Origin of the sequence: Nonomuraea sp. NPDC052634 (assembly GCF_040678535.1) — a bacterium.
GTDB classification, from domain to species: domain Bacteria; phylum Actinomycetota; class Actinomycetes; order Streptosporangiales; family Streptosporangiaceae; genus Nonomuraea; species Nonomuraea fastidiosa.
Map to the genome: position 1 here is coordinate 65,796 of NZ_JBFATY010000015.1, position 21,520 is coordinate 87,315.

A 21,520-nucleotide genomic window follows, 5' to 3' on the forward strand; every position below is an offset into this window, starting at 1 on the left:
GAGGCCAGGTATCCTCACGGTGTCGGGAGGGTAGCTGCACAATGTGCAGCGGTGCGGATGTCGTACCGAATGCCCTGATCTGTCCAGTCACAGGGAGCCTCAGTCCGTGAGTGTGCCGCGCCCGGCAGCCGTCATCGTCCTCGCCGCCGGCGAGGGCACCCGGATGAAGAGCCAGACCCCGAAAGTCCTGCACGAGCTGTGCGGCCGTGCGCTGGTCGACCACATGCTCGCCGCCGCCCGCGACCTTGAGCCCGAGCAGCTCATCGTGGTGATCGGCCACGCGCTCGAGCGGGTCGGCGGCCACCTGGCCGCCACCAGCCCCGACGCGCGCACCGTCGTCCAGCGCGAGCAGCGCGGCACCGGCCACGCCGTGCGCACGGTGCTCGAAGAGATCGGCACGATCTCCGGCACCGTCCTCGTCACCTACGGCGACGTGCCGCTGCTGCGCACCCAGACCCTCGCCGGGCTGCTCGACCGGCACGCCGCCGAGAACAACGCGGTCACCGTGCTGACCGCCGAAGTGCCCGACCCGACCGGATACGGCCGGATCATCCGCGACGAGAGCGGCGCCGTCCTGGAGATCGTCGAAGAGAAGGACGCGACTCCGGAGCAGCGCGCGATCAAGGAGATGAACTCCGGCATCTACGCCTTCGACGGCCTGCTGCTCGCCGACGCCGTCAAGCGCGTCTCCACCGACAACGCCCAGGGCGAGGAGTACCTCACCGACGTCCTCGCCATCCTGCGCCGCGACGGCCACCGGGTGGGCGCGTGCGTCGCCGCCGACCATGTCGAGGTCGAAGGCGTCAACGACCGCGTGCAGCTCGCCGCCGCCCGCAAGATCCTTAACCGGCGCCTGCTGGAGCAGCACATGCGCGCCGGCGTCACGATCATCGACCCCGACAGCACCTGGATCGACGTCGGCGTCCGCATCGAGCCCGACGCGGTCGTGCACCCCGGCACCCAGCTTCACGGCGAGACCGTCATCAAGACCGGCGCCGAGGTCGGGCCGGGCACCACGCTCACCTCGACCGTCGTCGGCGAGGGCGCGGTGGTGCGCAACGCGGTCTGCGACCACGCCGAGATCGGCCCGGAGGCCAGCGTCGGCCCCTACGCCTACCTGCGCCCCGGCACCGTGCTCGGGCGCAAGTCCAAGGCGGGCACCTTCGTCGAGATGAAGAACACCAAGGTCGGCGAACGCTCCAAGGTGCCGCACCTGTCCTACGCGGGGGACGCCACCATCGGCAACGACGCCAACATCGGCGCCTCCACGGTCTTCGTCAACTACGACGGCGTCGAAAAGCACCGCACCACGGTGGGCGACGGCGCCTTCGTCGGTTGCGACACCATGCTCGTCGCCCCGGTGACAGTCCACGACGGCGCCTACACGGCGGCCGGCTCGACCATCGTCGACGACGTACCCCCCGGCGCCATCGGCGTGGCGCGTGCGCGGCAGCGCAACATCGAGAAATGGGTCTTGCGCAGGCGCGCGGGCACGAAGTCGGCGGCGGCCGCCCAGCGGGCGCTGGCCGAGCGAGAGCAGCAGGAGAGCACGAAGTGACCAGCATGAAGCAGCCCGGGGAGAAGAACCTCATGCTCTTCTCCGGGCGAGCACACCCCGAGCTGGCAGAGGAGGTCGCCAAGCACGTCGGCGTCTCCCTCACCCCCACCAAACTCATCGACTTCGCCAACGGCGAGATCTACGCCCGCTACCTGGAGTCCGTGCGCGGCTGTGACGCCTTCGTCATCCAGAGCCACACCACGCCCATCAACAAGTGGATCATGGAACAGCTGATCATGGTCGACGCGCTCAAGCGGGCATCCGCCAAGCGCATCACCGTGGTCATGCCGTTCTTCGGCTACTCCAGGCAGGACAAGAAGGGCCGCGGCCGCGAGCCCATCACCGCCCGGCTCATCGCCGACCTGTTCAAGACCGCGGGCGCCGACCGGCTCATGTCGATCGACCTGCACACCTCGCAGATCCAGGGCTTCTTCGACGGCCCGGTCGACCACCTGTTCGCCATGCCGGTCCTGGAGAGCTACCTCAAGAACAAGCTCGACCTCGCCAACACCACCGTCGTCTCGCCCGACACCGGCCGCGTGCGCCTGTCGGAGCGCTGGGCCGACACGCTCGGCACGCCGCTCGCGTTCATCCACAAGCGGCGCGACCTCGACGTCGCCAACTCGGTGAAGGTCAACGAGGTCGTCGGCAAGGTGCGCGGGCGCACCTGCGTGCTCATCGACGACATGATCGACACCGCCGGCACCATCTGCAAGGCGGCCGACGCCCTCTACGAGCAGGGCGCCACCAACGTCATCGTGGCGGCCACCCACGCGGTCTTCTCCGACCCGGCCGTCGACCGGCTGAAGAACTCCCGCATCTCCGAGGTCATCGTCACCAACACGCTGCCGCTGACGCAGGAGAGCCGCTTCGACAAGCTCACCGTGCTGTCGATCGCGCCGCTGATCGCGCGGGCGATCACCGAGATCTTCCAGGACGGCTCGGTCACGAGCCTGTTCGAGGGAGACACCTGAGCCCCTTAGACTGAACAGGTTGCGCTCGTAACGCCTTCCGCTAGGGCGGGTGAGGGGGAGCGCGATGAACCGTCCACATCTACATCCCTAGGAGATGTCGTGTCTGAAGTACGTATCGCCGCCGAACAGCGCACCACGTTCGGCAAGGGCGCCGCTCGCAAGATCCGCCGCGCCGACAAGGTGCCCGCCGTTCTCTACGGGCACGGCATCGAGCCCAAGCACCTCACGCTCCCCGGCCACGAGGTCCTGCTCGCCCTGCGCACGCCCAACGTGCTGATCCACCTCAAGGGCGACGGCGTCGACGAGCTGGCGCTGCCCAAGGGCGTCCAGCGCGACCCGATCAAGGGCTTCGTCGAGCACGTCGACCTGCTGCTGGTCCGCCGCGGCGAGAAGGTCACCGTCGAGATCCCGGTCACCCCGGTCGGCGACGTCCACTCCGACGGCCTGCTGGAGCAGCAGGTGACCACCATCGCCGTCGAGACCGAGGCCACCCACATCCCGACCGGCGTCGAGGTCGACGTCGAGGGCCTGGAGGTCGGCACCTCCATCACCGCCGGCCAGCTCAAGCTGCCGCAGGGCACCTCGCTGGCCGCCGACGCCGAGACCATCGTGCTGCAGGTCATCGCCAAGCCGGTCGAGGCGCCCGCCGAGGGCGAGGAGGCCGCCGAGGGCGAGGGCGAGGCCGCGGAGGCTCCCGCCGCCGAGTGAGCGACGGGTTCATTCGTGAACGGGGCGGCCGGACTCGAGCCGTCCCGTTCCGCTATGAGGGGACTTCATGGATCGCTGGCTGATCGCCGGGTTGGGCAATCCGGGGCCCGAATACGCGGGCAACCGGCACAACGCGGGCTTCATGGTGCTCGACGAGCTGGCCGCCAGGGCGGGCGGGCGGTTCAAGGCGCACAAGAGCAGGGCCGCGGTGTGCGAGACGCGGGCCGCCGTGCTCGCCAAGCCCCTGACGTACATGAACCTGTCCGGCGGGCCCGTCAAGGCGCTGTGCGACTTCTACAAGATCGGCCCCGAGCGGCTCATCGTCGTGCACGACGAGCTCGACGTGCCCTACGGCGCGCTGCGCGCCAAGCTGGGCGGCGGCGACAACGGCCACAACGGGCTCAAGTCCATCACCAAGGCCCTCGGCACCCGCGACTACCTTCGGGTCCGCTTCGGCATCGGGCGACCGCCCGGCCGCATGGACCCGGCCTCCTACGTGCTCAGAGACTTCGCCACCGCTGAGCGCAAGGACCTGCCGTTCCTCGTCGACCGGGCGGCCGACGTGGTCGAGTCGCTGATGACCCGCGGCCTGGAGGCCACCCAGAACGACTTCCACCGGGCTGATCTCCACATTTCCGGCCCTCCTCGCTGATCCCCGCATAGCTTCGTTCCGCCGAATGCCGGGACGCGGCGCGGCTACGATCGGTCACTGTCCGTTCAGGAGTGGTCACCTGGAGGCACGCGTGCGCGGTGAGGGGCTCATGGCTGTGAGGACCGGCCATGGGGGCTGCTGGGGGAAGGCAGCACCGCGCACGCGCTCCTGGGTGCGCACATATCGGTTGCAGGCCGTGCTGGGTGATCTGTGCGCGGCCGGCGTGGGCGCCTGCGCCGCGTTCGCCGTCAGGTTCGGCTGGCCCACCCCTTACGTCCTTCCCTATCTGCTGGTCAGCCTCGTGCTGCCGGTCGTGTGGTGCGGGGCGGTGGCGCTCAACCGCGCGTACGAGCCGCGCATGCTCGGCGACGGCCCCGAGGAGTTCCGCCGCGTCGCCCAGGCCGGCCTGGCGCTCACCGCGGCCACCGCCATCGGCTCCTACCTCACCAAGACCGACGTCGCCCGCGGCTACGTCGTGCTCGCGCTGCCCCTGGTCACCCTCCTCACCCTCACCGTCCGCTACGCGCTGCGCCGCAACCTGCACCGGCGCAGGGCCGCCGGGCGGTGCATGCGCCGGGTGATCGCCGTCGGCCACGCCGCCTCCGTCGCCGAGCTGGTCGGCCTCTTCCGCAGGGAACGCCACCACGGCATGGAGGTCGTCGCCGCCTGCCTGCCGGGCGGGCATCAAGGACAGAGCGTCGCGGGCGTGACCGTGGCCGGCGACCTCAGCGACGTGCCGCTCGCCGTCGAGCAGCACGACGCGGACACCGTGGCCGTGCTGGCCTGCCCCGAGATGGACGGCCAGGCGCTGCGCCGGCTGGCCTGGCGGCTGGAGCGCACGCTCACCGAGCTGGTCGTCGCCCCCGCGCTGATGGACGTCGCGGGCCCGCGCACCATGATCAGGCCGGTCGCCGGCATGCCGCTGCTGCACGTCGAGCACCCCGAGCTGGCCGGCGCGCGGCAGCTCGTCAAGAACGTCTTCGACCGCGTGGTGGCCGCCGCGCTGCTGGTGCTGCTCGCGCCGTTCATGGCCGGGCTCGCGGTGGCCGTACGCGCGACGAGCCCCGGGCCCGCGCTGTTCCGCCAGACCCGGGTGGGCAGGGACGGCAGGCTCTTCACGATCCTGAAGTTCCGCACCATGCGGCGCGGCTCGGAGCAGCAGAAGGTCACGCTCGTCAGCGACCGCGACGGCGTGCTGTTCAAGATCAGGAACGACCCGCGGGTCACGCCGCTCGGCGCGTTCATGCGCCGCCATTCGCTTGATGAGCTGCCGCAGCTCATCAACGTCGTGCTCGGACACATGTCGCTCGTCGGGCCGCGCCCGCCGCTGCCCGAAGAGGTGGCGCGTTACGGTGACGATGTGCGCAGACGACTCCTCGTACGCCCTGGGCTGACCGGGCTGTGGCAGGTCAGTGGCAGATCTGACCTATCGTGGGAGGAATCCGTCCGTCTCGACCTACGTTACGTGGAGAACTGGTCCCTCACTCTGGACCTCCAGATCCTGTGGAAGACTTGGTCGGCCGTCGCCCGCGGGCAAGGAGCTTATTGATGACGATTCGCGACGACCACGCCCTCGCCGCAGACCTGGCGACCGAGGCAGGAGCGCGGCTGCTGAAGGTCCGCGAGCGGCTGGGGTACGACGACCCGGCCGCGCTGCGCGCCGAGGGCGACCGATCCTCCCACCTGTTTCTCATGGAGAGCCTGGCGCGGCTGCGCCCGAGCGACAGCGTGCTGTCGGAGGAGGCCACCCGCGAGGAGCGGCTCGACCCGCGCAGGCTGAGCGCCGAGCGGGTGTGGATCATCGACCCGCTCGACGGTACCAGGGAGTTCTCCGAGCGCCTGACCCCTGGCGGTGAAGGCCGCAGCGACTGGGCGGTGCACGTGGCGCTGTGGGAGCGCGGGCGGCTCACCGCCGGGGCCGTGGCGCTGCCGGCCCAGGGCCGTACGCTGACGACCGCCGACCCGCCCAAGCCGCCCGCCTACGACCCCGCCTATGACAACAAGGGGCGCTTCCGCATCGCGGTGAGCCGCAGCAGGCCGCCCGAGTTCGTCCAGAAGCTGGCCTACCTCGTGGGCGCCGACCTGGTGCCGATCGGCTCGGCCGGGGCCAAGATCTCGGCGGTGCTGACCGGCGAGGTCGAGGCGTACGTCCACGCCGGCGGCCAGTACGAGTGGGACTCAGCCGCGCCGGTCGCGGTCGCGCTCGCCGCAGGAGCCCACGCCAGCCGCATCGACGGCTCGCAGCTGACCTACAACCAAGCCGATCCGTCCCTACCGGATATCCTGGTTTCCCTACCGGAGCTGGCGACATCCCTGCTCGCCGGCATCCGTGACCTGCACCGCTGACCCGCCGGAGGAAGCTTCCATGCTCCAGCGCGACTACACGACGTCGCAGCTCGACGTGCTCGAGGCCGAGGCCATCCACATTATGCGCGAGGTGGCCGCCGAGTTCGAGCGGCCGTGTCTGCTCTTCTCCGGCGGCAAAGACTCGATCGTCATGCTCCGCATCGCCGAGAAGGCGTTCTGGCCCGCGCCGATTCCGTTCCCGCTGATGCACGTCGACACGGGGCACAACTTCGAGGAGGTCATCGAGTTCCGCGACCGGCGCGCGGCCGAGCTGGGCGCCCGGCTGATCGTCGCCAGCGTCCAGGACTCCATCGACGCCGGCCGCGTCGTCGAGGACACCGGCAAGCGCGCCTCGCGCAACCGGCTGCAGACCACGACGCTGCTCGACGCGATCGAGGAGCACGAGTTCGACGCGGTCTTCGGCGGCGCCAGGCGCGACGAGGAGAAGGCGCGCGCCAAGGAGCGGGTGTTCTCCTTCCGCGACGACTTCGGACAGTGGGACCCGAAGAACCAGCGCCCCGAGCTGTGGAACCTCTACAACGCCCGCATCCGCAAGGGCGAGCACATCCGGGTCTTCCCGCTGTCCAACTGGACCGAGCTCGACGTCTGGGACTACATCCGGCGTGAGGGCATCGAGATCCCGTCCATCTACTTCGCCCATACCCGCAAGGTCTTCGAGCGCGACGGCATGCTGCTGCCCGACTCCGATGTGGTGCCGCGCGGCGACGACGAGCCGCTGTTCGAGGCGGTGGTGCGCTACCGCACGGTGGGCGACATGACCTGCACCGGCGCCGTGCAGTCCACGGCCAGCACGGTCGAAGAGATCATCCAGGAGATCGCGGCCACCCGCATCACCGAGCGGGGGGCCACGCGGGCCGACGACCGCTCGTCCGAGGCCGCCATGGAGGACCGCAAGCGAGAGGGCTACTTCTGATGGACATTCTGCGCTTTGCCACCGCGGGAAGCGTCGATGACGGCAAGTCCACCCTCATCGGGCGGTTGTTGTACGACTCCAAGGCGATCTTCGAGGACCAGCTCGAGGCGGTCGAGCGGACCTCGCGCGACCGGGGCACCGAGTACACCGACCTGTCGCTGCTGACCGACGGCCTGCGGGCCGAGCGGGAGCAGGGCATCACGATCGACGTGGCGTACCGGTACTTCGCGACCCCGCGCAGGAAGTTCATCATCGCCGACACGCCGGGGCACATCCAGTACACCCGCAACATGGTGACCGGCGCCTCCACGGCCGACCTCGCCATCATCCTCATCGACGCGCGCAAGGGCGTGCTGGAGCAGTCGCGGCGGCACGCGTTCCTGACCTCGCTGCTGCGCGTGCCGCACCTGGTGCTCGCGGTCAACAAGATGGACCTGGTCGACTACTCCCAGGAGCGCTTCGAGGAGATCCGCGAGGAGTTCACCGCGTTCGCCTCCAAGCTCAACGTCTCCGACCTGACGTTCATCCCGATCTCGGCGCTCAACGGCGACAACGTCGTGTCGCGGTCGGAGAACATGCCGTGGTACGCCGGCACGTCGCTGCTGCACCACCTGGAGAACGTCCACATCGCCTCCGACCGCAACCTGACCGACGTGCGCTTCCCCGTGCAGTACGTCATCAGGCCGCAGCGCGCCACCGACCCGGCCTTCCACGACTACCGCGGCTACGCGGGCCAGGTGGCGGGCGGCGTGCTCAAGCCGGGCGACGAGGTGGTGCACCTGCCGTCGGGCCTGACCACCCGCATCGCGTCGATCGACACCTACGACGGGCCGGTCGAAGAGGCGTTCCCGCCCATGTCGGTGACGCTACGCTTCGAGGACGACCTCGACATCTCGCGCGGCGACATGATCGCCAGGCCCAACAACCAGCCCAGGGTGGCCCAGGAGCTGGAGGCGATGGTCTGCTGGATGGCCGACGGCACCAAGCTCACGCCGCGCTCCAAGCTGACCATCAAGCACACCACCAGGACCGCCCGCGCGCTGGTGCGCGACCTGCACTACCGGCTCGACATCAACACGCTGCACCGCGACGAGGAGGCGACCGCGCTCGGCCTCAACGAGATCGGCCGCGTCTCGCTGCGGATCACCCAGCCGCTGTTCGTCGACGATTACGCGCGCAACCGGCTGACCGGTGGATTCATCCTGATCGACGAGGCCACCAACGGCACCGTCGGCGCCGGGATGATCATCGACTCGTCCAGGTAGATCTTTAAGCGTTCCTTGATCTGACGATTACGGTCCGCGCTAGGGTCGTCGCGTTCGGTGTTCGACGACGCGAAAGCCCCTCGTTCCGTGACAGATCGCGCTACTCCCCAGGTCGTCTACCTGGGCGGCCTGGGCCGCAGCGGCACCACTCTGCTGGAGAGGCTCCTCGGAGAGCTTCCCGGAGTGGTGGCGCTGGGTGAGGTGGTGCACCTGTGGGAGCGAGGGGTGCTCGCGGGGGAGCCGTGCGGGTGCGGCACGGCCTTCCCCGCCTGTCCCTTCTGGCGGCAGGTGGGGGAGCGTGCCTTCGGCGGCTGGTCCCGTCCGCTGGCCGAGCGCGTGCTGGCCCTGCGCGCGCGCATCGACCGCACCCGTAGGATCCCCCGCATCGGCCATCCCGACCTGGCCGAATACACCCGCGCCTACCTGCGGCTCTACTCCGCCGCCGGCGCACCCGTGGTGATCGACTCCAGCAAGCACGCCTCGCTGGCCTGCTGCCTCGTGGCAAGCGGGGCCGACGTCCACGTCGTGCACGTGGTCCGCGACCCGCGCGCCGTCGCCCACTCCTGGAGCAGGACCGTCCACCGGCCGGAGAACGGCCGGCCGATGACCCGGTGGAGCCCCGCCCGCACGGCCGTCCACTGGTCGGCACAGAACGCCGCGATCGAGCTGCTCGCCGCACGCGGGGCGCGCGTCACCAGAATCCGGTACGAAGACCTGCTCGCCGCCCCGGGCCCCGCCCTGGCCGCGCTGGCCCGCGGCCTCGGCCTGCCCGAGCCCGACTTCCTCGACGGCCGCACGGCCTGGCTGAGCCCGTCGCACACGGCGTCGGGCAACCCCATGCGCTTCCGCGTCGGGCCGGTGGAGCTGCGGCGTGACGACTCCTGGCGTTCGGCGCTGCCCGGCGGCGACCGCCGGCTGGTCGCCGCACTCACCTGGCCCCTGCGCGCCCGTTACGGCTATCGGGGCGTGGCCGCGTGAGCGCGGCGCCGTCGGTCGGGGTGGTCATCCCGACCCGTGGTGACCGTCCAGGGCAGCTGCGCGAGGCCGCGGAGGCCGTGCTCACCCAGCGGTACGCCGGGCCGCTCGAGGTGGTCGTGGTCGCCGACGGCGGCCTCGCACTCGCCCGCGAGGCGGCGCGGTCGCTCGACGGCCTGCCGTTACGGGTGCTGCCCAACACCCGCACCCCCGGGCTGCCCGGCGCGCGCAACACCGGCATCGACGCCTGCGCCACCGAGCTGATCGCGTTCTGCGACGACGACGACGTGTGGCGGCCCGGCAAGCTCGCCGCACAGGCCGAGGCGCTGGAGCGGGCCGGGGGCGAGTTCGCGAGCTGCGCGATCGAGGTCGAGCACGGCGGCCGCCGCGTCGCCCGGCTGGCCGGCTCCGACACGGTGACCGCCGCCGACCTGACCCGCTCGCGCATGATGATGGTGCACTCATCGACGTTCCTGTTCCGGCGTGGCGCGCTCCGCCCCGACGAGAGCGCCCCCGCCGGGCAGAACGAAGACTGGGACCTGGCCCTGCGCGCCGCCAAGCGGCGGCCTCTCGTCCACATCGACCGCCCGCTCGTGCTGGTGCGCTGGGCCAGGTCCCACTACGCGGCCCGCTGGGCCGACCGCATTGCCGGGCTTGAGTGGATGCTCGCCCGGCATCCCGAACTGGCCGTGGACCCGTGCGGCGCGGCGCGGGTCTACGGCCAGCTCGCCTTCAGCCACGCGGCGCTGGGGCAGCGGCGGGCGGCCCTGCGGTGGGCCGCCCGCACCGTCACCACCCGCCCCCTGGAGCCGCGCGGCGCGATCGCCGCCGCCGTGGCGGCCGGTCTGATCCCGGCCTCCGCCGTGCTGTCGGCGCTGCAGCGGCGGGGACACGGCATATGACCGCACCCACCACCGTCCTGCCCCTCTCGCCCCCGGGGAGGGTGCGCGTCGGCGGCGTCGAGATGGACGCCGTACGCGAGGAGGACGTGCTGCGGCGGGTCGCGGCGGCGCTGGAGGCCGGGCGGGGCGGCCACATCGTCACCCCGAACGTTGACATCTGCCGGGCGGCGTCCGCCGACCCCGCCCTCCGGGCGCTCATCGGGTCGGCCGATCTGGTCGTCGCCGACGGCATGCCGCTGGTGTGGGCGGCCAGGCTGCTCGGCACGCCCGTGCCCGAGCGGGTCACCGGCGCCGATCTGATCTGGTCGCTCAGCGGGCTCGCCGCCGGCCGTGGCTGGCCGGTGTACCTGCTCGGCGGCGGCCCGCCCGAGGTGGCCGAGCGGGCGGCCGACCGGCTCGCTGGCGCCTGCCCCGGGCTGCGGGTGTGCGGGGCGTACGCGCCGCCGTACGGGTTCGACCGCACGCCCGAGGGCGTGGCCGAGGTGCGCGTGAAGGTGGTGGCGGCGGCGCCCCGGCTGGTGTTCGTCGGGCTCGGCTTCCCCCGGCAGGACCTCCTCATCGCCGACTTACGGCGGGAGCTGCCCGGGGCGTGGTTCCTGGGGTGCGGTGCGGCCATCGCGTTCGCGGCGGGGACCGTGGCCAGAGCGCCGCTGTGGGTGCGGCGGGCCGGGCTCGAATGGGCGTTCCGGCTCGTGAGCGAGCCCGGGCGGCTGGCGCGGCGGTACCTGGTGGACGACCTGCCGTTCGCCGCCCGGCTGCTGGGCGGCTGCCTGGCCGCCCGCCTGCGCCACCGTCGCCGGCGCCGCATGAAGGCGTGACCTCCCGGCCGGCGGCGGCCCTCAGGCTCTCAGGCGGTGAGAACGCGGACGCGTTCGGCGTCCTCGCCGGTGAGCCCCCTGGCGGGGTCGGCCAGGGCGAGCCGGGGGTCCATGCGCCGGTAGGCCGTGCGCGACAGGCCCGACCAGGCGAACGCCGCCGCCCGCCCGTCGCCGGTGCAGGCCCGCGCGATGCGCCGCTCGGCGGCGGGGGTCCAGCGCAGCCCCGCGTACGCGTACAGGTCGCGGAAGCCGGGGATCGGGTCGGCGGCCAGCGACTCGTACGAGACGAGCCTGATGCCCGGAGTGCGGCGCAGGATGCCCGTCGTGACCCGCCACAGCGCCGCCGCCTTGGCCACCCGGTCCTGCGAGCCGACCAGCTCCCGCAGCTCCAGCAGCTCGGGATGGTCGCGGACGAGCAGCGGCTGTTCGAGCAGCTCGTGGAAGTAGACGGTCCAGCCGAGCCGCTGCCAGCTCGCCACGAACGACACCGGGTCACGGACGAGCGCGATCACCCGGCAGCCCAGCCGCCGTGCGAACCACCCGGCGCTCAGCACCGCGAACGGGTCGTCCAGCAGCGCCCGCCGCCCGGTGAGCCGTCCGTAGGCGAACGCCGTGCCGTAGCGCAGCATCCGCGCCAGGTCGTACGGCGAGCGGTTCGCACGCAGCTCGGCGAGCCACCGGTAGCGCAGGGCCGCCGTGTCGCGGAAGGCGGGCAGCCAGACACCCGCGTTGTCGTCGCAGATGTACTGGAACCGGTGCGTCACCCGGGCGGCGAGCACGCCGGGGCAGCGGCCCGGCGGGTGCTGGGGGTTGAGCGGCTCGTTGACGTAGATCAGCTCGCGTCCTGCGGCCAGCATGCGGCCCGTCCAGCTCGTGCCGCTGCGCGGCAGCCCGGTGACCAGGACCGTCATGCGGGCCGCCTCGGCAGCGGGCTGCGCAGCGCGGTCAGGGTGTGGCGGCCGAACGGGTGGAGCCGGTAGCGGCGGTGGAGCTGCCACAGCGGCAGCAGGTTCTTCACCAGCATGCCGCCCGACCAGCCGGCGACCGCGCCGAGCGCGCCGTAGGCGGGGATCAGCGCGAGGTCGAGCAGCACCGTGCAGCCGATGGCGGCCAGCAGGTTGAGCAGGCTGACGCCGGTGTGCCCGGCGGCGGTGAGCACGACGTCCACCATGCCGCAGGCGGTCGACACCATCATCGTGGCGGCGAGGACGAGCGCGATGGGGGCGGCGGCGCCGTACGCGGGGCCGAACACGCGCAGCAGCCACGGCGCGAGCCCCGCGTACGCGAGCCAGAGCGGCCAGGTGAGCACCACGAGCCACGCGGTCGCGGCCTGGTACAGCTCCCTGGCCCGCTCCCGCTCGCCGTCGGCCAGCGCCCTGACCAGCCCGGCCTGTACGGCCTGCGCGAGCCCCTGGTTGGCGAGCTGCCCGACGACCTTGACCCGGGTGGCGGCGGTGTAGACGGCGGCGGAGGCGGGCCCGGCGAGCAGCGCCACGATCACGATGTCCACCCGCTGGAAGACGGCCTGGATGGCGCCGGCGAGCGAGCGCGGCGCGGTGTGCCGCCACAGATCGAGCGCGGTCCCCGGCAGGTAGGGCGTCCACGTGACGCGCCTGCGCAGCCAGAAGGCGGCGAGCACCAGCACCGGCAGGTACGGCGCGGCCCACGCGGGCAGCAGCCACCAGCCGCCCGCCCCGGCCAGCGCGGCGGCGGAGACCAGCAGGAGCTGGCCGCCGGGCACGAGCAGCCCGTCGAGCAGCACGGTCGGCCGCAGCGCCCCGAACCCGCGCCCGGCCGCGAGCAGCACGTCGGCGGCCACCATGACGGGCAGCAGCCCGGCGGCGGGCCCGAGCTGCGGGAACAGCACGGCCGCCGCCGCCACGGCCACGACCAGGCAGGGCAGTACGGCGGCCCTGATGTAGCCGGAGACGCCGCGGTAACCGTACGACCTGGCGCGGGCGATGAAGTAGACGAGCCCGTTGCCGGCGTCGAGCTTGGCGATCCCGGCCGCCATCAGCGCCAGCGCGGTCGCGGTGAAGAACGCCCCGGCCTCCGCCGCCGGGTACGTCCTGGTCACCACCACGACGAGCACGACCTGCGCCACCGCGCCGAACGCGGCCCCCGACAGCCCGGCGAGCCCCCTGCGGACGGTCAGCGCCGCCACGAGGGCTCACCGTCCAGCCAGCGCACCAGCCGCGCGTCCCAGGGCTCGAAGTGGTCGCGCAGCCGCCCGGCCAGCGTGCGCGGCACGGGACGCGGCAGCGAGCGCCGGTTGTAGCGCTCGAAGACCGGATAACCGAGGTGCGGCATGCCCAGGAACTCCAGCACCCGGTCGTAGGCGGTCTCCGGCTCGGCGAAGAAGCGGTGGCTGTCGAGCACGAGCATGCGATCGCGGCCGAACAGCGGCTCCAGCCGGTCGAGCTGGTCGGCGTAGCGCCCCCTGGCGAGGTAGGCGTGGTGGCGGTGCGAGTGGTGCAACGCGTGCGGCGAGGTGCGCAGCAGCTCCTCGGCTCCGGCCAGCCGCTCCTCCTCCAGCTCCAGCGCGCGCTCGAAGTGCGACTCGGTCTCGTAGCCTCTGGCCAGCTCGTGGGCGTGGGCAGAACAGGCCCGCTCGACGGGGTCGCGGACGAGGACGATCAGCTTCACGCCGGGCAGGTCGGCGGCGATGCGCTGCCCGGCCAGCGGATGGAACAGGTAGTACGGGGACGACTCGTACGCCTGGGGGCGGTGGCCGTACCGGTGGGTGAGCAGCGCGGCGCCCACCCGCAGCGGGAAGTGCCCCTGATACCAGGACATGCCGCGCCAGTAGGCCACGTCGAAGTAGTGCACGCCCTTGTGCAGCACGGGCTTGAGCAGCAGCGGATGCTGGGCGAGCGCGCGGTAGAGCGAGGTCGTGCCGCAGCGCTGCGCGCCCGCGATCAGGAACGACGGCAGCACGCGGGCGGCCGAGGTGAACCGTCCCGTGGTCCGCGACAGCGACAGGACCGAGCGCTTCGTGGTCCTCACGTGAGTAGCTCCTCGTGATCGACGGCCGGGTTGAGCCACGACTGCGGCGGGCCGAGCGGCGTGTGGCCGTCGGCGGCGTGCCGGTCGGCCAGCGCGATGAGGTAACGCAGTGCGGTCCGCCTGGCCGTGGCCGCCGACAGGCCCAGGGGGGCGAGCAGGCGTACGGACTGGGCGACGCAGGCCCTGGCCGCGACCGGCGGGCGCATCCTGCGCAGGGCCCGGTGGAAGAAGTGGTGCAGCACGTCGAAGCCGAGGGGGACGCCGACCTCGTAGCGCTCCCAGTCCCACACCAGCAGCCGCCCGCCGGGGCCGCGGCTGACGTTCCACGGGGTGAGGTCGCCGTGCCAGGCGGGCCGGTCGCCGCCGGTGGCGGCGATCTCCCTGGCCGCCTCCAGCAGCAGCGGCGCGGGCACCCGGCCCCGGCGCACCGGCAGCGGCGAGAGCGCGAGCACCGACAGGCCGCGCCAGTCGCCGTGGTGCAGCACGGCCGGCACGGTGACCGTGTGAAGGGGGAGCGCGGCCAGCCTGCGCAGGACCGCCGCCTCGGCGTCGACGAGCCTGCGGGCGCGCTCGGTGTCGCCGATCTTGACGAACGCCAGCCGCCGGCCGTCCGCGCGGGCCTCCAGGATGGGCTTGCGGTTGGCCCGCCGCGCCGGGCGTACGTGCAGGACGGTCTCGACCGGGCGCTGGAAGACCTCGCCCAGGTGGTCGGCGATCGACCCCTCGACCGGCACCACCACCCGCGACCCGAGGTGCCACCAGCGGCGCGGCGCCAGCCTGCGGGGCACGGCGGGATGCGGCAGCACGGTGTACGCGCGGGGCGAGCCGGCGCCCGGATACAGCAGGCGTACGGTGTCGGCGAGATAGCCGAGCCGCACCGCGGCGTCGTTCATGACGATCCCCCAGCCGTATGCGTGTTCCTCCACAGGAGGGCGAACGAGATGAGATAGAGGCTGAGCGGCGTGACGAGCCCGTCGTAGATGAACATGTAGAGCAGCACGAAGCCCATCACGAGCACCCCGCCCAGCCCGATCGGGCTGCGGTCGCGCCAGTGGCGGCGGATCGCCCCCACGAAGAACGCGACGTACAGCGCGGCCCCCGTGAACCCCTGAGTGATGATCAGCAGCCAGAGCTGCCCGTCGCTGCCCAGCGGCGGATGCCCGCAGCCGGGGCACCAGCCGGTCTTGCCGGTGGTGATCGAGCGGTGGTTGCCGGTGGCGTTGCGGGTGTTGCCGTAACCGATCACGGGCGAGTGGGCGGCGGCGGCGAGGGTGGCGCTCACCGTGAAGGCGCGGATGTCGTTGGAGTGCGGCCGGTCGAGCCGCTGCGCGAACAGCGGCGCGAGCGGGCTCAGCAGGAACGCCAGCACGGCGGCCGCGACCGTCGCGCACAGCGCCACCCTGGTCCTGCCGCCCACCCGGACGATCAGGTAGAGCACGGCCAGCCCCAGGCCGATCCACAGGCCCCGGTTGAGCGAGTAGACGATCGGCACCGCGGCCAGGGCGACCACGACGGCCACGAAGACCTTCTGCCGCGCCCGCCCGTACACCCACCATCCGACGACGAACCACACCAGCAGCACCGACGCGTTGCTGCCCCAGGCGTTGGCCCACTCGTACGGCGCCTCCGGCCTGGGCAGCGAGAACCCGAGCACCTTCTGGGTCTGCGCGGCCGTCGGGTGGATGAGGTTCTGCACGAACGGGTTCCCCGCGATCCACTCGGGCAGCAGCCGCTCGACCGGCGAGGTGAACTCGAAACCGGGGGCGAGCACGCCGAGCAGCCCCCCGGCCACGGTGATGACGAACAATACGCCCAGCATGCGCACCAGCCGGAGCTGCGGCAGCTCGCGCTCGGTGAGGTTGCCGAGGTAGAGCACCATGATCAGGACCGCGCAGTAGAGCGCGAAGCGCATGCCGTAGCCGATCAGCCGGCCCGCGCCGAACTCGCCGTACGTGCCCGGTGGTGACTCGCCCAGCATCAGGCCGCTCACCAGGTAGCCGGCCAGGAGCAGCAGCCACAGCCCGAAGCCGCGCGGCACCTTGATCGGCCGCCGCCGCCACAGCAGCACGGCCATGGGCACGGCGAGCACCACCACCGACAGCCCGCCGAACCCCAGCGCCCACCACAGCGGGTAGCCGACCAGCAGCGCCGCTATGGGCCACGCGGGTCCGATCACGTCGATCGGCCATGACGCCGGTGCAGCGCCTGCAGTGGGCTGGTCTCGTCCTGCGCTCCCGGCCGGGCGGCGCGCAGCTCGCCGGTGGCGACGAGCTTGCCGAGCGAGGTGGGCGGGTGCGGCTCCAGCAGGGGCACGAACGACGGGACGGCGTCGGTGGCGGTCACCGCGCCGACGATCGGCACGTCGTGGTGGGCCAGGCGGCGTGCGGCGGCGGCCACGTCGCGCGAGGTGACCCGGCCGAGACCGATGAGCAGCACGGCGGCGTCGGCTCTGGACAGGTCGCGCACGTCGGTGCCGTCGAGCACGACCAGCGGCGCGCTCACCGCCAGCGGCTCGGCCAGCGACGAGGAGTACAGGTCGGCGGGCAGCGAGGTGACCAGCAGCCGCTTGCCCGGGCACGCGGCGACGAGCGCGCTCGCCAGGTCGTGCAGCACGCCGGGCCCGCGCGGGCCCGACAGGTCGCCGAGCACGGGGAGGCCGGTGAGCCGCTCGACGTCGTCGGGCGTGCGCAGGCGGGTGTCGAGGCGGTCGCGTACGTAGGCGGCGGCCACACCGGCCAGCAGGCCGAGCATGAGGCCGGTCCCGAGGTAGAGGGGCAGGCTGGGGGAGCTGGGCGCGGCGGGCGGCACGGGCCTGGTGATGATCGTGCCCGGGGTGACGGCGAGCGTGCGCAGGGCGTCGTACCTGACGGCCAGGCCGGCCGCCTGCCGGTTGAGCACGCCGTGGCGCTGCACGGCGATCGCGCGCTCCGGGCCCCTCGGCAGGGTGGCGAGCTGCCTGATCACCCGGTCGATGGAGGCGTTGACCTGCTTGAGCTTGCTCAGCACCGCCTCCTGCTGGCGGGCCATGGCGGTCAGCGCGCTCTCGCGGCGGTGTGCGAGGTACGCCTCGGCGTACGCGGAGGCGCGCGCCGCAGCGCCTTCGGGGTCGGCGGCGGTCACCGACAGCAGCAGCACCGAGGAGTTGGGCGGCACGGCCACCTCGACCGGCTCGACGGCGTCGATGCCCAGCGTGCGCGCGGCCCGCGCGGCGACCACGGCCGACTGGGCGACCTGGGCCTCGGTGTCGAGGTTGAGCGCCTCGCGGTGGCGGGCGGTCACCTGGTTGGCCTGCTCGCCGGCGCCGACGGGCAGCACGAGCACCTGTGCGGTCGCGGTGTAGGCGGGCGGGACCAGCCGCAGCAGCGCGAGCGCGGCCGTGCCGCCGACGACGACGCAGCCCACCAGGACCAGCCATCGCCTGCGCAGCAGCGAAAGGTGTGCGTCCAGGTCGGTACCGGAGCTCATGGGGGATGGTCTCCTGAATGTGTACGTTGCGTGGCCGCCTGGCGCCAGCGCGTCACCGCCGAAGTGGTGGGCCCACTATAGGGCGGCGCCTGATCACCCCGGTTCAATACTTCAAGATTTTTCCCGGATAAGCCGCCCGGGAAATGCCCATATTTCGGTTTCTAGGGCTATTTCCCGGGCGTCTCTTTACCCGCCACGAGCTGGGCTAACTCTCACACTGGCTGAAGTTCCAGGAATGACATGGCAAGGTTCAGGTGTGACAGCCGGGGGTCGTTCGACGAGGGGGTTGGAAGACTTTGCTGCTACGGGGAATTTCGCGGAAAGCAACGACCGGTGTTCTCACGATGTCGCCGGCCGCCGTGTTGGCCGCTGCGCTGGTCACTGTCCTTGCCGCCTGCTCCACCGCCGCGGGCTCGCCCGTCCCCGCGCCGGTCCAGGCTCCCACGGCCAAGCAGGCGGCGGGGTCGCCCGCCTGCACGGCCACCTCCAGGCTGATCCCGTCCTGCGGCGCCTGGTGGGGCCTCGCGCCCGAGGTGTTCACCGGCGTCCCGATCGAGCAGGCGCTGCACGGCGCGGAGATGCGCATGGGGGCGGCCGCCGACGTGGTGCACGTCTATCACCGGGGCCGCGAGCTGTTCCCCACGCCCGCTGAGGTCAGGCTGGCCCGCGACCCCGACAGGCCGCGGCTGCTCATGGTCAACTGGAAGCCGTCGTTTCAGCACACCTGGGCGCAGATCGCCGCGGGCAAGCTCGACCGCAGGATCGACCGGCTCGCCGCGCACATCAGGCGCACCTTCCCCGAGCGGTTCTTCCTCACCCTGCACCACGAGCCGGAGAACGACGTGGACGTCTCGTCCGGCTCCGGCATGCAGGCCACCGACTACGCCGCCATGTTCCGCCACATCGTGCTGCGGCTGCGGGCGCAGGGCGTGCGCAACGCGGTCGTCGTCATGACGTACATGGGGGCGCCCAACTGGGCGGCCAAGCCGTGGTTCGAGGACCTCTACCCGGGTGACGACGTGGTCGACTGGGTGGCGATGGACCCGTACGCCGACGACCGGGTCCAGGACTTCGACGGGCTGGTCAACAAGACGCGCAAGGAATACCCGGACTGGCCGGGCTTCTACCGGTGGATGCAGGCGCGTTTCCCCGGCAAGCCGGTCATGGTGGCCGAGTGGGGCGTGTTCGAGCGATCGTACGACCGCGACTTCAAGCGCACGTTCTTCGAGTCCGTGCTGCGCCAGATCAAGAAATACCCGCAGATCAAGGCGCTGATCTACTTCGACTCGCCGCAGGCGCCGCGCGGCGACACCAGCTTCGACTCCGACGGCGGCGCCGACCGCGCCTTCACCCGGCTGGCCCGCGACCCCTACTTCCGCTCCACGCCCGTGCCCAGACCCTGACGATGCTCATGTGACGGGCTCAGCGCACCCAGCCGCCGGCCTTGATCGTGTCGAGCACGCGGGAGACGGCCGCCTCGATCGACAGGTGCGTGGTGTCGATCACCAGGTCGGCGTCGTCGGGCTCCTCGTAGGGGTCGGAGATGCCGGTGAACTCGGGGATCAGGCCGGCGCGGGCCTTGGCGTACAGGCCCTTGCGGTCGCGCCGCTCGCACTCCTCAAGCGGGGTCGCGACGTGGACGAGCAGGAAGTCGGCGCCCACCGACTCGACCATCTCGCGCACCTCCGCGCGGGTGGCCGCGTAGGGGGCGATGGGGGCGCAGATGGCCAGGCCGCCGTGGCGGGCCGCCTCGGCGGCGACGAAGCCGATGCGGCGGATGTTGAGGTCGCGGTCGGCCTTGGAGAACGTCAGGCCCTTCGACAGCAGCTTGCGCACCACGTCGCCGTCGAGGTAGGTGATCGTGCGGCTGCCGGACTCCAGCAGCGCGTCGCGCAGGCCGCGGGCGATCGTGGACTTGCCCGAGCCCGACAGGCCGGTGAAGAAGACCACCAGGCCGCGGCGGTGCGGCGGGCCGGGGATGTGCACGGGGTCGGGGCCCGCCATGTGCTCGGCGGCGCCGTAGGCGGTGGCGACGTGTTCGCGCAGCTCCAGGTCGATCTCCGGCTCATCGCGCGGCGCGAGTGGCACCGGGACGACGAGCGTGCCCTCGGGCAGCCGCTCCTGGGCGCGCAGCGCGGCGCGCACGACGGCCGGGCCCGCCTCGCCGTATGCGAGCGGCAGCAGCAGGACGACCGCGTCGAGCTCCTTGGCGGTGGCCGTCACCTCGTCCAGGTCGTCGAGCGGCCCCCGCATGGTGACGGCGAGCGCGGGACGCCCGCCGAGCTCCTCCTTGACCTGGGCGGGAGTGCGCCGCAGCCGGGCGAACGGGCCGTGCTCGGGCGTGCCGAGCGCCTTGACGGGGCCTGAGGTCAGCCCGTCGGGCTCGTGGCCGGTCACGGTGAGCGCAGCGAGCGGCAGCCCCTCGGGGTCGAGCAGCGTGACCTCGTCGCCGGGGGACAGGTCGGCGTCGATGTGGAGGGTGACGGGCGCGGGCCACGGGGTGCCGTCGGCCAGCGTGCCGCGCTCGTAGACGGTGTGCAGGTCGTCGTGGCCCAGGAACCCCGTCAGCGGTTCGAACGCGCCCGACAACAGGAGTTCGAGGTCGGCCAGCTCGCGCGGGTCGGGGGTCCACTCCACGTTCTGCATCCCAACTATTCGAGTGTGCTCGGTCCGTACCAGACCAGTGTGCCGCTCCGCGACGCCTGCCTCGACCGCTAGATGAGGCGGGCGAAGTGGTGCTGGGGCTTCCTGATCACCATCGTGATCTCGTCGTGCGAGGCGGGGAAGCGGCCGCTGGTCAGCTTGGACACCAGCGACACCAGGGCGGCGACGGGACGGCGGGCGCGGGCGGGGCCGCTGGTGGCGCGCTCGTCATCGGTGATCATCAGGCCCCGGCTCAGGCAGAACGCGTGCAGGCCGTCGCTGGAGGCCAGCGGCTCGTACACGGCGGGCAGCGGGCCCGGCGTGCCCGGCAGGACCAGGGCCCGCCACAGCAGCCGGCGCAGCCAGCCCGGCGTGAGGCGGTCGAGCAGGCCGTAGGCGGAGCGGCGGTCGCGGACCCGCAGCAGCACCAGCCCGCCGGGCCGCAGCGCCTGCAGCAGCCGGTCGAACACCAGCTCCGCGTGGCGCACCCGCTCCAGCAGGAACGACAGCTGGATCACGTCGAAGCCGCGCGGCGGCAGCGGCACCGAGCGCAGGTCGCCGAGCGAGTAGGAGACAAGATCGGCCCGCTCCTCCACCACCTTCCTGACCGCGGGCAGGTCCTCGTCGGCTCCGGTGGCCCTGGTCTCGATGTGGTCGAGCACCAGCGGCTCGCCGTGCGCGCACCCGGCGACCAGCACGTCGAGCCGCCGGATCGGCTGGCCGGCGCAGTGCTCGCGGAGCCGCTGCTCGAAGAGGTCGCCGCTGCGGGCGACCGATCGCACCTCAGACATGTCACCTACAGTAATCAACCAAGTGGAATCAGTAAGGCATTTCCCTGCTAGCGTCCTGCCCCGTGAGCGATCAGGCGGACGATCAGGTCTACGAGGGCGTCTACGTGGGCAACGCCAACGTGGACGCGCCGCTCGACAGGGGATGGCTGCTCGGTCACTTCAAACCCCCGGGCGACCCAAGACACAGCGAAGACGTCGAGATCAAGTGGGGCGTGCACCCGGCGGGCGACGAGCGGGCCGCGTGGGTGGAGAACGAAGTGCGCACCGCGCTGCTCATCCTGATCAGCGGCCGTTTCCGCGTCGAGCTGCCGGGCCGCAGCGTGCTGCTGGACAAGCCGGGCGACTACGTGGTGTGGGGCAAGGGCGTCGGCCACTCCTGGCGGGCCGAGGAGCCGTCCACGGTCCTCACCGTGCGCTGGCCCTCCGTGCCTGGTTACCGCGTCGGCTGAGCTTTCACGGCGAGTAGTCTGGTACGGAACCCCC

Annotated in this window: 21 protein-coding genes; 13 read left to right on the forward strand and 8 right to left on the reverse strand. The window is 72.2% G+C overall.

The features are described 5' to 3' along the window. The first annotated feature begins 106 nt into the window (after positions 1–106). The 11 genes from glmU to AB0K67_RS37430 all read left to right on the forward strand — a co-directional run bounded on the left by glmU (position 107) and on the right by AB0K67_RS37430 (position 11,132). Positions 107–1,558 carry a bifunctional UDP-N-acetylglucosamine diphosphorylase/glucosamine-1-phosphate N-acetyltransferase GlmU gene (gene glmU / locus AB0K67_RS37380; RefSeq protein WP_364069603.1) on the forward strand — a complete coding sequence of 484 codons (1,452 nt, stop codon included), beginning with the start codon at positions 107–109 and terminating at the stop codon, positions 1,556–1,558. Next, positions 1,555–2,532 (forward strand): ribose-phosphate diphosphokinase, encoded by a 978-nt coding sequence (locus AB0K67_RS37385; RefSeq protein WP_364069605.1) that lies wholly within the window; start codon positions 1,555–1,557, stop codon positions 2,530–2,532. Before glmU ends, AB0K67_RS37385 begins: the two co-directional genes overlap by 4 nt. Positions 2,533–2,631: 99 nt before the next feature. Continuing rightward, positions 2,632–3,240: a 50S ribosomal protein L25/general stress protein Ctc gene (locus AB0K67_RS37390; protein WP_364069607.1), complete on the forward strand. Its 609-nt coding sequence runs from the start codon at positions 2,632–2,634 to the stop codon at positions 3,238–3,240. A gap of 67 nt (positions 3,241–3,307) precedes the next feature. Continuing rightward, the gene (gene pth / locus AB0K67_RS37395; protein ID WP_364069609.1) at positions 3,308–3,892 is read left to right on the forward strand and encodes an aminoacyl-tRNA hydrolase; all 585 of its coding nucleotides are present in this window, start codon (positions 3,308–3,310) and stop codon (positions 3,890–3,892) included. A 109-nt stretch (positions 3,893–4,001) separates the two neighbouring features. Then, positions 4,002–5,441: a sugar transferase gene (locus AB0K67_RS37400; protein ID WP_364069611.1), complete on the forward strand. Its 1,440-nt coding sequence runs from the start codon at positions 4,002–4,004 to the stop codon at positions 5,439–5,441. Then, entirely contained in the window at positions 5,441–6,238 is a 798-nt protein-coding gene (locus AB0K67_RS37405) for a 3'(2'),5'-bisphosphate nucleotidase CysQ (protein WP_364069613.1), read from the forward strand. The genes AB0K67_RS37400 and AB0K67_RS37405 overlap by 1 nt, the downstream gene beginning before the upstream one ends. Positions 6,239–6,257: 19 nt before the next feature. Then, positions 6,258–7,172 carry a sulfate adenylyltransferase subunit CysD gene (cysD, locus tag AB0K67_RS37410; protein ID WP_364069615.1) on the forward strand — a complete coding sequence of 305 codons (915 nt, stop codon included), beginning with the start codon at positions 6,258–6,260 and terminating at the stop codon, positions 7,170–7,172. After that, positions 7,172–8,437: a sulfate adenylyltransferase subunit CysN gene (gene cysN, locus AB0K67_RS37415; RefSeq protein WP_364069617.1), complete on the forward strand. Its 1,266-nt coding sequence runs from the start codon at positions 7,172–7,174 to the stop codon at positions 8,435–8,437. Before cysD ends, cysN begins: the two co-directional genes overlap by 1 nt. A gap of 87 nt (positions 8,438–8,524) precedes the next feature. Then, on the forward strand, positions 8,525–9,415 hold the full coding sequence (locus AB0K67_RS37420; RefSeq protein ID WP_364069619.1) for a sulfotransferase: 891 nt from the start codon (positions 8,525–8,527) through the stop codon (positions 9,413–9,415). Further along, a complete protein-coding gene (locus AB0K67_RS37425; protein WP_364069621.1) occupies positions 9,412–10,314 on the forward strand; it encodes a glycosyltransferase in 903 nt (300 codons plus the stop codon). The genes AB0K67_RS37420 and AB0K67_RS37425 overlap by 4 nt, the downstream gene beginning before the upstream one ends. Continuing rightward, positions 10,311–11,132, forward strand: a complete 822-nt coding sequence (locus AB0K67_RS37430; protein WP_364069623.1) for a WecB/TagA/CpsF family glycosyltransferase — start codon at positions 10,311–10,313, stop codon at positions 11,130–11,132. Before AB0K67_RS37425 ends, AB0K67_RS37430 begins: the two co-directional genes overlap by 4 nt. A gap of 29 nt (positions 11,133–11,161) precedes the next feature. Here the strand turns inward: AB0K67_RS37430 and AB0K67_RS37435 are convergent, their stop codons facing one another. The 6 genes from AB0K67_RS37435 to AB0K67_RS37460 are packed head-to-tail and all read right to left on the reverse strand — an operon-like array spanning position 11,162 to position 17,603. After that, positions 11,162–12,043 (reverse strand): sulfotransferase, encoded by an 882-nt coding sequence (locus AB0K67_RS37435; RefSeq protein WP_364069625.1) that lies wholly within the window; start codon positions 12,041–12,043, stop codon positions 11,162–11,164. Next, a complete protein-coding gene (locus AB0K67_RS37440) occupies positions 12,040–13,296 on the reverse strand; it encodes a lipopolysaccharide biosynthesis protein (protein WP_364069627.1) in 1,257 nt (418 codons plus the stop codon). Before AB0K67_RS37440 ends, AB0K67_RS37435 begins: the two co-directional genes overlap by 4 nt. After that, positions 13,284–14,138: a sulfotransferase domain-containing protein gene (locus AB0K67_RS37445; RefSeq protein ID WP_364069629.1), complete on the reverse strand. Its 855-nt coding sequence runs from the start codon at positions 14,136–14,138 to the stop codon at positions 13,284–13,286. Before AB0K67_RS37445 ends, AB0K67_RS37440 begins: the two co-directional genes overlap by 13 nt. Continuing rightward, the gene (locus tag AB0K67_RS37450) at positions 14,135–15,031 is read right to left on the reverse strand and encodes a hypothetical protein (protein ID WP_364069631.1); all 897 of its coding nucleotides are present in this window, start codon (positions 15,029–15,031) and stop codon (positions 14,135–14,137) included. The genes AB0K67_RS37445 and AB0K67_RS37450 overlap by 4 nt, the downstream gene beginning before the upstream one ends. Continuing rightward, entirely contained in the window at positions 15,028–16,314 is a 1,287-nt protein-coding gene (locus tag AB0K67_RS37455) for a hypothetical protein (RefSeq protein ID WP_364069633.1), read from the reverse strand. The genes AB0K67_RS37450 and AB0K67_RS37455 overlap by 4 nt, the downstream gene beginning before the upstream one ends. Then, on the reverse strand, positions 16,311–17,603 hold the full coding sequence (locus tag AB0K67_RS37460; RefSeq protein WP_364069635.1) for a Wzz/FepE/Etk N-terminal domain-containing protein: 1,293 nt from the start codon (positions 17,601–17,603) through the stop codon (positions 16,311–16,313). Before AB0K67_RS37460 ends, AB0K67_RS37455 begins: the two co-directional genes overlap by 4 nt. A gap of 359 nt (positions 17,604–17,962) precedes the next feature. Here AB0K67_RS37460 and AB0K67_RS37465 point away from each other — a divergent pair, with 359 nt between their 5' ends. Continuing rightward, positions 17,963–19,006 carry a hypothetical protein gene (locus tag AB0K67_RS37465; RefSeq protein WP_364069637.1) on the forward strand — a complete coding sequence of 348 codons (1,044 nt, stop codon included), beginning with the start codon at positions 17,963–17,965 and terminating at the stop codon, positions 19,004–19,006. 19 nt (positions 19,007–19,025) lie between these two features. Here the strand turns inward: AB0K67_RS37465 and cysC are convergent, their stop codons facing one another. Together cysC and AB0K67_RS37475 are read right to left on the reverse strand one after the other, a co-directional pair. After that, positions 19,026–20,249: an adenylyl-sulfate kinase gene (cysC, locus tag AB0K67_RS37470; protein WP_364069639.1), complete on the reverse strand. Its 1,224-nt coding sequence runs from the start codon at positions 20,247–20,249 to the stop codon at positions 19,026–19,028. Positions 20,250–20,317: 68 nt separating this feature from the next. Next, complete coding sequence (locus AB0K67_RS37475; RefSeq protein WP_364069641.1) at positions 20,318–21,037, reverse strand: methyltransferase domain-containing protein; 720 nt, start codon at positions 21,035–21,037, stop codon at positions 20,318–20,320. 62 nt (positions 21,038–21,099) lie between these two features. Between AB0K67_RS37475 and AB0K67_RS37480 the strand changes: the two genes are divergently transcribed. After that, entirely contained in the window at positions 21,100–21,486 is a 387-nt protein-coding gene (locus tag AB0K67_RS37480) for a signal peptidase I (protein ID WP_364069643.1), read from the forward strand. Positions 21,487–21,520 lie beyond the last annotated feature (34 nt).

Coding starts and splice junctions, on each gene's coding strand:
- pth (WP_364069609.1), top strand. CDS start 3,308: ATGGATCGCTGGCTGATCGCCGGGTTGGGCAATCCGGGGCCCGAATAC.
- AB0K67_RS37400 (WP_364069611.1), top strand. CDS start 4,002: ATGGCTGTGAGGACCGGCCATGGGGGCTGCTGGGGGAAGGCAGCACCG.
- AB0K67_RS37405 (WP_364069613.1), top strand. CDS start 5,441: ATGACGATTCGCGACGACCACGCCCTCGCCGCAGACCTGGCGACCGAG.
- cysD (WP_364069615.1), top strand. CDS start 6,258: ATGCTCCAGCGCGACTACACGACGTCGCAGCTCGACGTGCTCGAGGCC.
- cysN (WP_364069617.1), top strand. CDS start 7,172: ATGGACATTCTGCGCTTTGCCACCGCGGGAAGCGTCGATGACGGCAAG.
- AB0K67_RS37430 (WP_364069623.1), top strand. CDS start 10,311: ATGACCGCACCCACCACCGTCCTGCCCCTCTCGCCCCCGGGGAGGGTG.
- AB0K67_RS37435 (WP_364069625.1), bottom strand. CDS start 12,043: ATGACGGTCCTGGTCACCGGGCTGCCGCGCAGCGGCACGAGCTGGACG.
- AB0K67_RS37450 (WP_364069631.1), bottom strand. CDS start 15,031: ATGAACGACGCCGCGGTGCGGCTCGGCTATCTCGCCGACACCGTACGC.
- AB0K67_RS37460 (WP_364069635.1), bottom strand. CDS start 17,603: ATGAGCTCCGGTACCGACCTGGACGCACACCTTTCGCTGCTGCGCAGG.
- cysC (WP_364069639.1), bottom strand. CDS start 20,249: ATGCAGAACGTGGAGTGGACCCCCGACCCGCGCGAGCTGGCCGACCTC.
- AB0K67_RS37475 (WP_364069641.1), bottom strand. CDS start 21,037: ATGTCTGAGGTGCGATCGGTCGCCCGCAGCGGCGACCTCTTCGAGCAG.